Here is a 14,711-nt window from a genome sequence, read left to right as displayed (position 1 = left end):
CGGTGTGGGGTGGTCGTCATGGTCGATCTAGGGCGAATGGCGGCTGGGAACATGCGGGAAGCACCACTGCCGCCACGATCAGGCCGTTGCCGGTGGCAAGGCGTCCACGCAGGACGGTCTCGGCGTCAAAGGGCGGAACCGCGCGCAGGAACCGCGCGGTGAAAGCGCCGGGGGCACCGGGGGCATCGTCGAACCCGATCTGGAGCGTCTGGAAGTCGAACAGCGTCCGGCTCAGCGGGTATTGCGCCTTGTAGCTGGCCTCCTTGGCGCAAAAGATGCGCTTGGCCAGGGCACCGCGCTCCGATCGGGGCAGGGCGGCGAGATGGTCGTGCTCCTCCGGGGTGCAGACGGTGCCGATCAATTCTTCGGGGAGGGGGCTGTCCTCCTCCAGGTCCAGCGCCAGCGCGCGGATGTCGCGCTGCCGCGCCACGGCGGCAAGGCAGGCGGTGGCGCAATGGGTGATGGTGCCAGTCAGCCCCTCGGGCCAGACCGGCGCGCGGTCGGCCCCGTGCAGCACCGGGGCCGGGGGCAGGCCAAGCGTGGCCATCGCCGCCCGCGCCGCCGCGCGCCCGGCGTCGAACTCGCGCAGGCGTGCCGGGCGCGCCCGGGTCAGCGCCGCACGTTCCTCCGGCAGCGCGGCGGGCTGCGGTGCGCGCGGATCGGTGGAAGAGAGCGCCACCGATCCGGGCAGCAGCGAGCGCGCCAACGCCCGGGCGTCCGCCCCTTGGAGGGAGGAGGCAAACGCCATGGTCATTCCGCGCGCATCCGCCGCCGGTCGCGCATCGCGCGCCGTTTCGAGATCGTCTCGCTGCGGTCTTGCGGGGCGGTTTCGGGCGGCGGGGGCGGCGGATCACCGGCCCCCAGGTGCGCCGCCAACCCGCCCAGCGTGGGAAAGCGGAAGATGTCGGTGATCGACAGGTCCGGGCGGTCCAGCGCGCTGCGGATGTCACGATGCGCCTGCACCGCCAGCAGAGAGTGACCGCCAAGGGCAAAGAAATTGTCCTCTGTCGCGATCGTGGCCGGCTCGAGGCCAAGGATACGGCCCCAGACCGCCGCGATCTGCGCCTGCGGTCCGGCGGCCTCCCGGGCGGGGGCTGCGACCTCGCCCACAGCGGGGCGCGGGGCGGGGGTGGCCGGCGCCGGATCGGGCAGCGCCTTGCGGTCGATCTTCTTGTTGGGGGTAAGCGGAAAGGCATCCAGCCGGGTGATCCGCGCCGGCACCATCACCTCGGGCAGGTGGCGGGCCAGCTCGGCGCGCAGGGCGGTTTCATCCGGTGTCGCCTCGGCGGTGACATAGGCCAGCAGGCGCTGATCGCCCGCCGCGCCGGCGCGCGCCACGACCACGGCGCCGGTGATACCGGGCTGCGCGGCAAGCGCGGATTCGATCTCGCCCAATTCAATCCGCTGGCCGCGGATCTTGACTTGGTGATCTGTGCGACCAAGGAAATCGAGCCGTCCATCCGCCCGCCAGCGCACCAGGTCGCCGGTGCGGTACATGCGCAGCGGCGCGGGGCCGGACAGGTCGATCTCGGCGGCAAAGGGATCGGGCGGGAACCGCTCCTCCGTCATTTCCTCGCGTTGCCAATAGCCGCGCGTCACCCCGGCGCCGCCGATGCACAGCTCGCCCGGAACCCCGATGGGGGCAGGGCGCCCGGCGGGGTCGAGCACGTAGACGCCGGTATTGGCGATGGGGGTGCCGATGTTGACGATGCCCTGCGCCTGCGCGCCCACCGCCTCGCAGGTCGACCAGATCGTCGTTTCGGTCGGCCCGTACATGTTCAGGATCGTCGCGCCGGTGCATTCGCGCAGGTCCGCGACTAGGTCGCCGGGCAGCGCCTCGCCCCCCAGCAGCAGGGTCTGGACCCGCCCCAGCGCCAGCCGCGCCTCGTCGTTCATGGCGATGATCCGGGCCATGCTGGGCGTGCATTGCATGTGGGTCACATCATGGCGAATGATCTGCGCGGCCAGCGAGAAGTCGTCGGCCTCGGGCGCGCTCGGCGCATTGGCCCGCGCCAGCACCTCGGCCAGCGGCTTCAGCCCCTCCAGCACCTGGTCGGGCGCGATGCCATAGTCGATCAGGCAGGCGACCTCGTCGACTCCGATCCGCTTGAGCTGTTCGACCCGCGCCAACCCGTCCGCGACGGTGCCGAACAGGCCGGAATCCTCGAAATACCGCTCGAAGGCGAAATCGAGGATCGCCTCCAACTCCTCTTCGCCGAGCACGCCAAGATCCATTTCAAAGGCATTGGTCACGCCCTTGGGTTTCTTGAAGGCGGGAAAGGCCCAGGCGTATTGCTTGATCAGCCCGGCGGCGGCGCGCAGGTAATCCTTCATCGGACCGCGTGCCACCTCGGCCGCCTGTTCGCGGGTGTCGGCCAGATAGCTGTGCAGCATCAGGGTGACGGTGAAATCCTTGGGGTCATGGCCGTTTTCGCGCAGCGCGGCGTGATAGAGGCGGATCTTTTCGCCCACCTCGTCCACCGATTGGCCCAGCAGGTGGGTCAGCACGTTGGCGCCGATCGCCCCGGCCTCTTTCCAGGTCTCGGGATTGCCGGCGGTGGTGACCCAGACCGGCAGTTCCTTTGACACCGGGCGCGGCTGGGTCACGACCGAATGCATCGTGCCGTCGGCCTTGGGGAACTCCACCGCCTCGCCGCGCCACAGCTTGCGCAGGGTTTCGATGGTGGCGAACATCGCCGGCTTGTTGGCGGGCGGCGTGTTCTCGGGGCGCAGGATGAAATCATCCGGCTGCCAGCCCGAGGCGATGCCGATCGCGGCCCGCCCGTTTGTCAGGTTGTCGATCACCGCCCATTCCTCGGCGATCCGCGCCGGATGGTGCAGGGGGGCGACGCAACTGCCCGCGCGCACGGCGATATTGCGCGTCACCGCAGCCACCGCCGCGCCGGTGACCGCGGGGTTGGGATAGGGGCCGCCAAAGGCGTGGAAATGCCGCTCGGGCGTCCAGACCGCGTTGAAACCGTTGGCATCGGCGAATTTCGCGCCCTCCAGCAACAGTTCGTATTTCTTCGGGCCGACCCCGTCGTCATTGCCCCAGTACATCAGGTTGAAATCGATGTGCCGGTCGCTCACCGCCAGCGGCGAATTGGAGACCACGGCGCGGTTGTCATCCCCGGCAAGCACCAGCTTGAAGCCGCGCGACAGGGTCCAGAACAGCTCCAGCACCGAGATGTCGAAGCCGAGGCTGGTCACCGCCAGCCAGGTGCCGTTCTCGGGCACGCCGATACGGTCATCCATCCCGGCGAAGAAATTGGCCACGTTGCGATGTTCGACCATCACCCCCTTGGGCAACCCGGTGGAGCCCGAGGTATAGATCAGATAGGCCAGATCACCCCCGGTGGCGCCGCCGTCGACGGTTTCGGCCTGCTCGCCCGTGCCGTCGTATTCGACGATCTCGGCCTCGGTCGCGGGCAGTTGGCCGCGCAGCGCGGCATCGGTCACGATGACCGAGGCGCGGCTGTCGGTGATGTAATGGGCGATGCGGTCGGCGGGGTAGGCGGGGTCGAGCGGCACATAGGCCCCCCCGGCCTTGAGGATCGCCAGCGCCGCGATCACCATCTCCGGGCTGCGGCGCAGGTAGAGGCCCACATGCGCCCCCGGGGCAACCCCCTTGCCGCGCAGACGCGCGGCCAGCGCGTTCGCGCGGGTGTCGAGCTGGGCATAGCTTAGCGCGCGGTCCTCGAAGACAATCGCGGTGGCCTCGGGCGTTCGGGTCGCCTGCGCCTCGATTGCGCCATGAACGGTCTGATCCGCGTCATGGGTGCGCGCGGTGGCGTTCCAGGTCGCGAGGGTCTTGCGTCGTTCCGAGGCGGGCAGGATATCCAGCGTACCCAGATTGGTGTCGTCCGCAGCGTCTTGCACCGCCCGCATCGCCGCCTCGAGCCGCCGGGCCAGCAGCTCGGCCGCGTCCTCGTCCAACCGGGCGCGATCCACGTGCAGCGTGACACGCTCTCCGCGCAGCGTGACGGTGGCGGCGGTGCCGTCGAGCGGTCCTGTCTCCTCCAGCGCCAGCGCGATCTGCGGCGCGCCGGTCCAGGCGATCTGCGGGTCGCGCGCGATCAGGTCGCGGGCGAAGCCGCCCTTTTCGGCCCGGGCGCGGATCGTCTCCAGCCCCTCGGCGGCCTCGGCCAACGTTGTTCCGCGCTGCACCTGTACCGGCACCCAGCCGGCGACATAGCCCGGCGCCGCCTTCTCCGCCGCCGTCAGAGCAGCGGTGGTGAGCGCAAGGTCGGCGGTCTCCGCGCCACTGCCCAGTAGCGTCCAGGCCAGCACCGCCAGCCTGGCCTGCTCCGGCGTCAACCCGTCGGGCAGGGCGATGCGCAGCGCCTCCCATTCGGGCGCCCCCCCGGCGGCATCGGCCAGCGGCACCGCGACCGGCTGCATCGCGGCCAAGGCCCGGCGCCATTGCGGCTCGGTCTTCACCGTGGCGGCCATCGCCCCGGTCAGGCGGTCGGACAGGGCAGCCTCGGCACTGGGCAACGTATCGCCGGGTTTGACCAGATCGGCCGGCGAGAGTGCCGCCCCCTCGGGCGTGGTCAGCCCGCTCAGCCGCAGAGCCCCGTCGCCGGTGGCCACGGTCAGGCTGTCTCGCTCGACCGCCATCACGGCGCCGGGCAACCCCTGTGCCGTGCCCGCTGCCTCGGCCTTGCCGACCAGCAGGACCTGCCCGCCGATCTCGACCTTGGGGCAGGCCAGCGGGTTCCAATAGCCGCCGAAATCCAGCGCCCGGACCAGTGCGGAAAGCTCCGCCGCCGGGCGATGGAAATCCAGCCGCGCCGCCGCCGCGGGCCGGGCGTCGCGGGCGACATAGCTGCGCTGGCCCAGGTCCTGCGGCCGGCGTTCCGGCGCGCCGTGCTCCAACTGGTCCAGCACGGCGGGAAAACTGTCCATCGCCGCGCCATAACACTTGGAGTTCAGCGAGAACGCGGTGTCGTCCGGGGCGATGGCAAACTGTGCCTGCGCCAGGATATCGCCCTCGTCGATGCCGCCCTCGATCATGTGCCAGGTGACGCCATACTCCGCCTCGCCCGCGATCAGTGCCCAGACCGGCGCGTTGATCCCGGCATAGCGCGGCAGTGGCCCGTCATGGAAATTCACCGCGCCACCGGCCGGAAGCGCCAGCACCGCATCGGGGATCACCGACAGGTTGGCGATGGAAAACAGCCAGTCAAAACCGCCTTGCCCGAACCGGTCGGAAAGCGTGGCGATCCTCTCTTCGACCGGCAGACCGTTGCGACCGGCCCAGGCGCGGATCTCGGGGTCGCGCGAGACCACCGCGCGCACCTCGTGACCGCGCGCGCGCAGCGCATCGCCACAGCCGATCAGCAGGGATTCATTTCCGATCAGAACACAGGAAAACGGGGTCATCTTCAATCCTCGGTCGACTTGGGCGCAACCGACGGAACGGGGGCCGTCGGCGCACGAAAGGAATGGGTTATCAGGTCGCGCAGAAACCGCTCGGGGCCGGTGTTCGGCCGCCCGGTGACAAGGCGGCGGAGATGCCAGATCGCCTGACCGGCGCCGCGCGCCAGCGTCGCCGCTCCGGCATAGGCGCGCCCGTGGTTCTTGGTGAAATAATGGTGGCGCGAGTCGAACCAATAGGCCGGGATGCGCGCCCACTCCTTCATCCCGGTCGAGGCCGAGCCGAGGTGCCCCACCACGCTTTGCGGGACGTAAAGAGTGTCCCAGCCGGCGCGGGCCGCGCGCAGGCACAGGTCGGTTTCCTCGAAATAGAGAAAGAAGGTTTCATCAAAAAGGCCGATCTGTTCCAGCGTCTCGGCGCGGATCATCAGGCTGGCGCCGGCGGTCCAGTCCACCGACGTCGTGACGCTCGGGATCGGCATCGCCACGATGGCCCGTTTCAGCAGCCGCGAGATCGGGCCGATGCGCGCCGCCATCTCGAACTCGCCCGCGATGGTGGGAAACCGGAACGCGGTGCGATGCGGCGTGCCGTCTTCGCCCTGTACAAGGCTTCCGGCCAGGCCCGCCTTGGGCTGCGCCACCAGCGTGTCGCGCAGGGTGCGGATCGCGCCGGGCTCGGGCCAGGCGTCCGAGTTGAGCAGGTAATAAAATCCGGGTGCCTCGCCGGAGGAGAGCCCGGTGCGGATGCCGTGATTCATCCCGGCGCCAAAGCCGCCGTTGCGCCCCGCGTCCACCACCCGCAGCCGTCCCTGCGCGGTCCAGCCCCGTGCCCCGGCCTCCTCGGTCAGCCGCGCGAAGGACCCGTCGCCCGAGCCGTTGTCGATGATCAACACCTCGCCGCGCAGCCCCTCCATCTCGCGCAGGGCCGCCTCGGCCGCCCGCAGTGTCAGATCGGGTGTCCGGTAGTTCACGATCAGGGTCAGGATCGTCGGGTCTGTCATCGTCTCACTCCGCCGCCTCGGCCCAGCCGTCGGGGGTGTCACCGCCCTCGGCCTCGTCGATCAACCGTTTCATCCGCTCGGCCAGCACGCCGACGTTGGGCACCAGCACCATGCTGTCATGATCCCCCGGCACCTCGATCACCTGCAGACGCGGCGCGAACCGGGTCCAGTCGTTGTCCGGATAGACATACTCGCGCTCGGCGCTGACCCAGCGGCCGCCCGACACCTGCCAGTGCCGGTCCAGCGGCGGACGGAACAGCACCACCGGCCCGTTCCAGGGTTTCAGCGCATAGGCGCTCACCGCCGCGCGGAAGGCGGCCTCGATCTTGGCATTGTCGAACGAGGTCGCGGTGTCGAGCGTCACCGGCGCGCGGCGTTTCTCCACCTCCCAACGGATCCGGTTGCCGGCCCATTCGCGCAGGTATCCCGGCCCCTTGCGGCGCAGCTCCTGCATCTTGATCAGGGCCTTGTCCGGGCGCGACAGTTCCGGTCGCACCGGCAGCGGCGTGTCGAGCAGCACCAGCAGCGCCACCTCCTCGCCGGCGGCCTGCAACTGCTGCGCCATCTCGTAGGCGGTGATCCCGCCGCCCGAGAACCCGCCCAGCAGGTAGGGGCCATGCGGCTGCACCTGGCGCAACTCGGCGATATAGTCGGCGGCGGCCGCCTCGATCCGGCGGTGCGGTTCGTCGTCGCCAATCAACCCGCGCGCCTGCAGCCCGTACACCGGCCGGTCTCGTCCCAGCATCAGCGCAAGGTGCCGCAGGTTCAGCACGTTGCCGAACATCCCCGCGACCAGGAAGAAGGGTGCGCGCGCGCCGTCGCCACCCTTGTGCAGCGGCACCAGGTGGGTAAAGGCGGGGGCCTCGGGCTGGGCGGCGGCAGGGTCATCAAGCGCGCCGGCCTCTCCGGTATGGCCGGTGCGCCGGGCGATCAGCTCGGCCAGGGCGGAAACGCTGGGGGCCTCGAACAGGGTGGCCAGCGGGAACTCCACGTCGAACAGCCGGCTGATGCGCGAGAACAGCCGCACGGCGACCAGAGAATGCCCGCCAAGGTCAAAGAAACTGTCCTGTACCCCCACCCGCGACACGCCCAGCAGGGATTCGAACAGCCCGGCCAGCGTTTTCTCAATCCCGGTCTCGGGCGCCACATAGGCGGTATCCAGGTCCGGCCGGTCAAAGCTCTGCCCCTCTTCCGGGGCCGGGGCAGAGACCCGGTCGGCCTCGGCAATCAGCGCAGACAGGTCGAGCGAACTGACCAGGACCTGCGACTGTCCCAGCGCCACCGCGCGGCGCAGTGCCTCGGCACCCTCGTCGGGACGGATGCCCTGGGCGATGTTGCGCCGCAACCGCTGTTCCTCGGGCGACAGCGGCGCCTCGGTCCCGGGCATCGCCAGCCCGAGCGCGGCAGCCTCGGCATCGGGCCGGGCGGGCGGCGCAAAGTCCAGCGCCCCCTCGGTGCGTTTCATCTCGAAGCCCTCGATCTCGACACAGACCCGCCCCTGCGGATCGCACAAGGTCACGTCGAATTGTACGTATCCCTCGGCCGGGGTCGCGCCGGGGCTCAACCGGACCCAGCTTCGGATCTCCTCCGGCAGCGGCGCCAGCACCCGGACGCTGCGATAGGAAACCGGAACCCAGAGCGTCTTGCCGCCATAGCCCGGTGTCAGCCGGATCGCCCAGCCGGTGGCGATGTCCAGCAGCCCCGGATGCAGCCGGTAGCCATCGGCGAGGTCGCCGTGAAACTCTGGCGGCAGGCTCAGCGTGGCCAAGCCCTCGCCATCGCCCATCGCCATCCGCCGCAGCACGTGCCAGCGCGGGCCAAAGCGCAGATGCGCCTCCTGCGGGGTGCTCAGCCGCGCGCCCGCGGTGGCGGTCTCGACCCGGTCGCAACGCATCGCGATGGCGGCCAGGTCCAGCGGCTGCGCGGTCAACCCGGGGCGCGACAGCACCCTGGCCTGGGCATTCAACGCGAAACCCTCGGCCTTGTCGGTGCCCAGTTCCGAATGCACCGTGAAGGTGAGCGCGCCGCCGCGCGGCTCCAGCCGGATCACGGCACGGCGCGGCGCTGCATCGGCAACCTGCAACGGGCGCAGGAAATAGAGATCGCGGATCTCGAACGGATCGTTCCCCCCATGCGCTGCCAGTGCCTCGGTCGCCAGTTCCAGGTAACCGGTGCCGGGCATCAGCGCCTCGCCGGTGGACAGCCGGTGCTGGTCGAACACCCAGCGTTCGGCGGCGTTGTACTCTGACACGAACAGCCGGTTGCCCTCGGCGTCGAAGCCGGTCTCGTCCAGCATGGGCTGGTCGATCGTCGTGCGCTCGGTCGGTTTGCCCGCCCGATCGCGCGCCTCCATCGCCTCGGCGGCCATGCCGACCCCGGACCAGACGCCCCAGTCCACCGCCAGCACGCGGGTGGCGCCGCCCTGTCGCCCGAGGGCAAAGGCGTTGAGGTATTCGTTGGCGGCGACGTAATCGACCTGCCCGGCCGGCCGCGTCGCGGTCGAGGAGGAGGAGAACAGCACCATCACCTCCAGCATGCCGTCGGGAAACAACTCGTCCAGCACCCGCAGCCCGGTGACCTTGGGGGCAAGGACCTGCGTCACGCCCATCTCGGTCTTGGTCAGCAGCGGGCCATCGTCGATATGGCCGGCGGCATGGATCACCCCGGTGATCGCGCCGAACCGCTCTTCCGCCTCTCGGATCGCATCGCGCATCTGGACGCTGTTGCAGACATCGGCGGCGATCGCCATAACGGCGCCGCGCGGTCCGGCCTCCAGCGCTTGCAGGGCGCGGATGCGCCGCGCGGTGCGGTCGGCGGGGCTGTGCCCGGCAAGGTAGCTGTCCCAATCGGCGCGCGGCGGCAACGTGTCGCGCGACAGAAGGATCACGTTGGCGTCCTGATCGCGCATCAGCGCAGCGGCAAGGGTCAGGCCGATGCCGCCGAAACCACCGGTGATCAGGTAGGTGCCCCCGTCCTTCCACACCGGCGCTTCCGGGTCAGGCAGCGCCACCGAGCGCCATTCGCGGATGAAGCGTTTCCCGCCGCGAAGGGCTGCGGTGCCGGGGCCGGGGGCGGCGAACAGCTCTTCCAGCACCTGCGGCACCAGGGCGGCAAGCGGATCACCGTCCTCCGCGTCACCGGTCAGCCGCGTCAGCAGTCCGCCGGGGCGACGCTCCGGCAGGGCCAGGTCGACGGTGGCACAGGTCAGCCCGGGCATCTCGTGCGGCATCACGCCCACGGGCCCCGCGATCATCGCCTTTTCGGGATAGGGGAGCCCCTCGTCCCGGACCTGCGCGGCGCCACTGGTAAAGACGGTCAGCTGCACGGGCTGTTCCATCTCCGCAGCCCCGAGCGCCTGGCCCAGGTACATCAGGCTGAAGAAGCCCTGTTCCAGGTTGCGGTCGTAGAAGGAGCTTCCCGGGCGGAATTGTTCGTCTCCGGTGACCAGCCAGAAATGCCCGATCCGGGTCGGGCCGCGCCCGGCCTCGGCCAGGTCGGCAAGCAGGCTGTCATAGCCGAAGCGCCCCTGTTCGGGGGGCAACAGGTAATGATCTTCGGCCAGCCTGGCATAGGTGTCGCCGGGGCTGACCCGGGTGACGCAATGCCCCGCCTGGTCCAGTCGGGCCGCCACCCGCGCGGCCAGCCCGGTGCCATCCTCGAACAGCAACCAGCGCTGCGGTTCGGCGGCGTCCAACTCGCGCTCCACGTCGATCTCGCAATCGGCGGGGCGGGGCCGCCATGCCGGGCGATAGCCCCATTGCGCCATGTCCTCGATCCGCTTGGGCGCGGCCTCGGTGCCCTGCGCCAGCTGCGGTGTGCCCGGCTCGATGAAATAGCGGCTGGACTGGAACTGATAGGTCGGCAACGGCAGCCGGTGCCGCTTGGCCTCACCCCAGATCTGCGGCCAGTCGGCCTCGACTCCGCAGGCCCAGAGCCGCCCGATCACGCCGAGGAAATAGGCGTCGTCGCCGATCTCCTGCTCTGGGTGGCGCAACGACGACAGCACCTGTCCGGGTGCGACCGTGTCCGACATCTGCGCCAGCGAGCTCAGCGCCTTGCCCGGCCCGACCTCGAGGAACACTCGTTTGCCGCCCTGCGACAGCGTCGTGATGCAATCGGCGAAGCGGACCGTGTTGCGCAACTGGCCGACCCAGTACTCTGGATCGGTGGCCTGTTCGGCAGTGAGCCTTTCTCCGGTCCGGTTCGAGATCACCGGCAGGTTGGGGGCGGCGAGCGGGATCTTGGACAGGAACGCCCGGAACTCCGCCAATATCGGGTCGAGCATCCGCGAATGCGCCGCGATGTCGATCGGCACGCGCTGAAACTCGATCTCGCGGGTCTCCAGCACCCCGGCCAGCGCATCCAACGCCGCCTGCGGCCCGGACACGGCGCAAAGGCGTGGCGCGTTGACACTGGCGATGTCCAGATCGGGGCCAATCAGGTCCCGCAACTCGTCCTCGCTGACCGATACGCTCAGCATGCCGCCCGCCGGCACGGTATCGAACAACCGCCCGCGCAGCAGGACAAGGTCGATGCAATCCTCGAAGGACATCACCCCGGCCAGGCAGGCGGCAGTATTCTCGCCCATCGAATGACCGACCAGCGCCGCGGGCCGCACGCCCCAGCTGATCCAGAGTTGCGCCAGCGCGTATTCAACGATCATGATCAGCGGCAGTTGCACCGAGGGCCGGGTGAGCCTGCGGTCGGCCTCGGCCCGTGCCGCTTCGTCCGCCGGCAGCCAGAGCGCGCGCAGGTCGAAATCAAGCTGCGGTTCAAGGTGATCCAGCCCGCGATCCATCCAGTCGGCGAACACCGGCTCGGTCTCGTAGAGATCATGCGCCATGCCGGCGTATTGCGCCCCGCCGCCGGGGAACATGAACACGCATTCCGGCGCCTCGCCCAGACGCTCATGGGTAAAGACCCGGCGCGGATCGCCCTGCTCCAGCAGGTCCGCGGCCTCCTGCGCGGTCTCGGCCACCAGCACCCGGCGCTTGTCGAAACCGCGGCGGCCCTCCTTCAGCGTAAAGGCGACATCGGCCAGCGGCAGATCCGGGTTGGCCCGCAGGTGCGCCGCCAACGCGCCGGTATTGGCATCCAGCGCCGCCCGCGTTCGCCCCGACAGGCACAGCACATGAAAGGGAAACTCGCTCTCGTCCGAGGGGGCGCGTTCCGGCGCTGCCTCGAGGATCACATGGGCGTTTGTGCCGCCGACCCCCAGCGCATTGATCCCGGCCCGGCGCGGCCCCTTGTGCGATTGCCAGTCACTCAGCCGGTCGTTCACCCTGAACGGCGATGTCTCGAAATCAATCGCCGGGTTCGGCGCCTCGTAGCCCAGCGAGGGCGGGATTTCCCCGTGTTTCAGCGCCAGCGCGGTCTTGACCAGCCCGGCGACCCCCGCCGCCGTATCGAGATGCCCGATATTGGTCTTGACCGAGCCGAGCCGGCAGAACCCGGTCTCGCTGGTCTGGTCGCGATAGGCCTGGGTCAGCGCCGCGACCTCGATCGGATCGCCCAGATAGGTGCCGGTGCCATGGCATTCGACATAATCGATGGTCTCCGCCGGGACCGCCGCCGCCTTGAGCGCCAGCGAGACCGCCTGCGCCTGGCCATCGACCGAGGGGGCGAGATAGCCCGCCTTGGCCGCCCCGTCATTGTTGACCGCGCTGCCCTTGATCACCGCCCAGATGTGATCGCCGTCAGCCAGCGCATCTTCGAGCCGCCGCAGCGCCACCACCCCCGCGCCAGAGCCAAAGACGGTGCCCTGCGCCCGGTGGTCGAAGGCGTGGCAATGGCCGTCGGGGCTGAGGATCTCGTTTTCCTTGTAAAGATACCCGCGCCCCTGCGGCAGTTCGATGGTTACCCCACCGGCCAGCGCCATGTCGCAATCGCCGTCCCGCAGCGCCCGGGCGGCGTAGTGGACCGCGACAAGCGAGGTGGAACAGGCGGTCTGCAGGTTGATCGAGGGGCCGTGCAGGTCGAACACATGGCTGACCCGGGTCGACAGGAAATCCTTGTCGTTGCCGGTGTGCCGCAGCAGGAACATGCCCACGTCATCGACCAGCCCGGGGTTGGAGCACAGGTTGAAATAGAAATACCCGCCCATGCCGCACCCGGCATAGACGCCGACCCGCCCGGACAGCCCCTCGGGCGGGTGGCCGGCCGATTCCATCGCCTCCCATGCGACCTCGAGGAACTTGCGATGCTGCGGGTCGAGGATCGCCGCCTCCTTCGGCGAGAACCCGAAGAACTCCGGGTCAAACTGGGCGAAATCCTCAAGCGGCGCGGCAGCGGGCACATAGTTCGGATCGGCGATCAGGTCGGGATGCTCGCCGGCGGCCAGCAATTCCGCCTCGTCAAGGCGGCGCATCGATTCGCGACCCGCGCGCAGGTTGTCCCAGAACGCGGGCACCGAAGCCGCGCCCGGCATCCGCACCGCCATGCCCACGATTGCAATGTCCTGGTTTCGCCCACCGTCTTCACGCACTGTCATCGTCAGACCAACTCGTCCCAAACCAAAAAATAAATTTGTCTCAAACCATCTAGTATATAGGCGCCGAAACCGGGTTTCCAAAATGGAACCACCCGCCGCGACCGGAACGCGGCCCCCAGAAGGGCCATGGGCCGATGCGCGATGGACCCCGGTCCGACCACCCCAAGCATACCACAGGACGGTTCGTGATCGACACTCCTGATCTGCCGTCAATGGGGCTTGGTTAAGGACAGATTGTGGCTATTGCCGCCAGAATTTCCGACCGGCCTCGCGCCCGATCACCGGACCGGTCCCGAACAGCGGCCCGGGCGCGTCGCTCCGGGCCTTGAGCGGGTGCAGTTGTTCGGCATGGCCCAGTAGCGCCCCGGCGCACATCCAGACCAGCGGCACCAGCGTCGCGTTCAGCAACATGTCGATCATCGTCACCGCCAGGATCAGGGCAACCGCCGCCGCAGACGACGACATCCCGCGCGGCAGCCCGTGTCGGCTGCGCCACCAGAGCAGCATCAGCGGCAGCGCCAGCAGCCCCATCTCGGCGATATAGCCCAGCCAGCCGAAGGTCCCGAACACGATGATCCAGCGTCCGTCTGGGATGGTCTCGACTGCGCCGCTCTCAGGGTTGAGCAGCAGGTTGCGCCCCCATCCGCCCCAGCCGAACCAGGGTTTCTCCCGCGCCCGCTCAAGCAGGATCTCCTCGTTGGTAAAGCGATAGCCAAGCGAACTTGCCCGGTCGGGATCGATCGCCGCGGCGCGCTCCAGGATGGTATCGAGCGGGATCAGTTCCAACTGCCGCAGGATCGGGTAGCTGACTGCGATCAGCGCCATCATCGCCGTCAGGCGCAGGGTCAGCCGGCGACCAGCGAAAAGCGCCATCGGCAGGAACGCCAGGGCATAGAGCTGGGTGGCAAGGCTCTTGCACAGGTAGAGCACGGCGGTCAGATAGATCGTCGCGATGATGAGCTTGACCTGCCGGGGGCCATTGGCCTGGCGCGTCAGGGCCGCCGTGGCCAGAAGTGCGCTCAACATGAACAGCGCCAGCCAAAGCGCATGCGGCAGGAACACGATGGGGCGGAACCCGCCCTGGCGCATCATCTGCTCGAAACTGTGCTGAAAGAACCCGTAGACCCAGATATTGAACTGCGGGCTGAGCCGGACCTCGATCAGGGCGGGCAGGGAATAGGCCAGCCCGCCGATCGCAAGCGCCAGCAGCAGCTCGCGCAACCCCTTGTCCGATCCCAGCAATTGCCGCCCCAGCAGGAAGGGTATCAGGACAATCGTCTTGTCCACGATCACCGACAGCGTGTCGTGCAGCCGCAGCCCGGGCAGGCGATAGGAGATATTCGCCTCGGTCGGATGGGAATAGATCACCGGGTCGCCATTGGTCAGGACGGTAAAGACGGCGCCGAAGATATAGAGCGCGACCAGCACCATGGCCGTGCGGCTTTTCGGCCACAGCGTGGGCCGCAGGCCGAGGACGAGGACCACGATCACCAGCACGCTGAGATTGGGAATCGAGGTCTTGTCCATCGGCGGAACCAGCGGCAGGTCGAATTCGACCCTCGGCGGCAACAGCAGATAGCCCCCCAGGATGCACCAGATCACGGCGCGCTCCAGCGGCAGCCGCCGCAACAGGAGCAGGCAGATCAGCGGCCATGTCAGCAGCGTGAGCGAAGCGAAGGCGTTGGACATGATCGGGTCTGCTCGGAGTTTCCTGTTGGGGCGCGGCGCGTCCGCCGCCAGTCTAGCAAGTCACGACGGGCTTGTCGCGCCCGCTGCGCGATCCATCTTGCACGCGCAGCGGGTGCCGATACAACGGGCGGGCGGGATTTTTCCGGGCCATC

5 protein-coding genes are annotated in these 14,711 nt (G+C 69.0%); all 5 read right to left on the bottom strand.

Going from position 1 to position 14,711, the window contains the following annotated elements; all coding sequences use genetic code 11:
• Nucleotides 1-16: 16 nt before the first annotated feature.
• On the bottom strand, nucleotides 17-754 hold the full coding sequence (locus tag ABWV23_RS18235) for a 4'-phosphopantetheinyl transferase family protein (RefSeq protein WP_353350319.1): 738 nt from the start codon (nucleotides 752-754) through the stop codon (nucleotides 17-19).
• Nucleotides 751-5,385, bottom strand: a complete 4,635-nt coding sequence (locus ABWV23_RS18230) for a MupA/Atu3671 family FMN-dependent luciferase-like monooxygenase (protein WP_353350317.1) — start codon at nucleotides 5,383-5,385, stop codon at nucleotides 751-753. Before ABWV23_RS18230 ends, ABWV23_RS18235 begins: the two co-directional genes overlap by 4 nt.
• 2 nt (nucleotides 5,386-5,387) lie before the next feature.
• Nucleotides 5,388-6,380 (bottom strand): glycosyltransferase family 2 protein, encoded by a 993-nt coding sequence (locus ABWV23_RS18225; RefSeq protein ID WP_353350315.1) that lies wholly within the window; start codon nucleotides 6,378-6,380, stop codon nucleotides 5,388-5,390.
• A gap of 4 nt (nucleotides 6,381-6,384) precedes the next feature.
• Complete coding sequence (locus ABWV23_RS18220; protein ID WP_353350313.1) at nucleotides 6,385-12,870, bottom strand: type I polyketide synthase; 6,486 nt, start codon at nucleotides 12,868-12,870, stop codon at nucleotides 6,385-6,387.
• A 240-nt stretch (nucleotides 12,871-13,110) separates the two neighbouring features.
• Nucleotides 13,111-14,559: a hypothetical protein gene (locus tag ABWV23_RS18215; protein WP_353350311.1), complete on the bottom strand. Its 1,449-nt coding sequence runs from the start codon at nucleotides 14,557-14,559 to the stop codon at nucleotides 13,111-13,113.
• Nucleotides 14,560-14,711 lie beyond the last annotated feature (152 nt).

This window comes from Aquicoccus sp. SU-CL01552 (assembly GCF_040365005.1).
In the GTDB taxonomy this organism is placed as follows: domain Bacteria; phylum Pseudomonadota; class Alphaproteobacteria; order Rhodobacterales; family Rhodobacteraceae; genus Antarcticimicrobium.
The sequence above is the reverse complement of the archived record's forward strand: the minus strand, read 5'-3'. Positions and strand labels throughout refer to the sequence as shown.

Coding starts and splice junctions, on each gene's coding strand:
- ABWV23_RS18230 (WP_353350317.1), bottom strand. CDS start 5,385: ATGACCCCGTTTTCCTGTGTTCTGATCGGAAATGAATCCCTGCTGATC.
- ABWV23_RS18215 (WP_353350311.1), bottom strand. CDS start 14,559: ATGTCCAACGCCTTCGCTTCGCTCACGCTGCTGACATGGCCGCTGATC.
- ABWV23_RS18220 (WP_353350313.1), bottom strand. CDS start 12,870: ATGACAGTGCGTGAAGACGGTGGGCGAAACCAGGACATTGCAATCGTG.
- ABWV23_RS18225 (WP_353350315.1), bottom strand. CDS start 6,380: ATGACAGACCCGACGATCCTGACCCTGATCGTGAACTACCGGACACCC.
- ABWV23_RS18235 (WP_353350319.1), bottom strand. CDS start 754: ATGACCATGGCGTTTGCCTCCTCCCTCCAAGGGGCGGACGCCCGGGCG.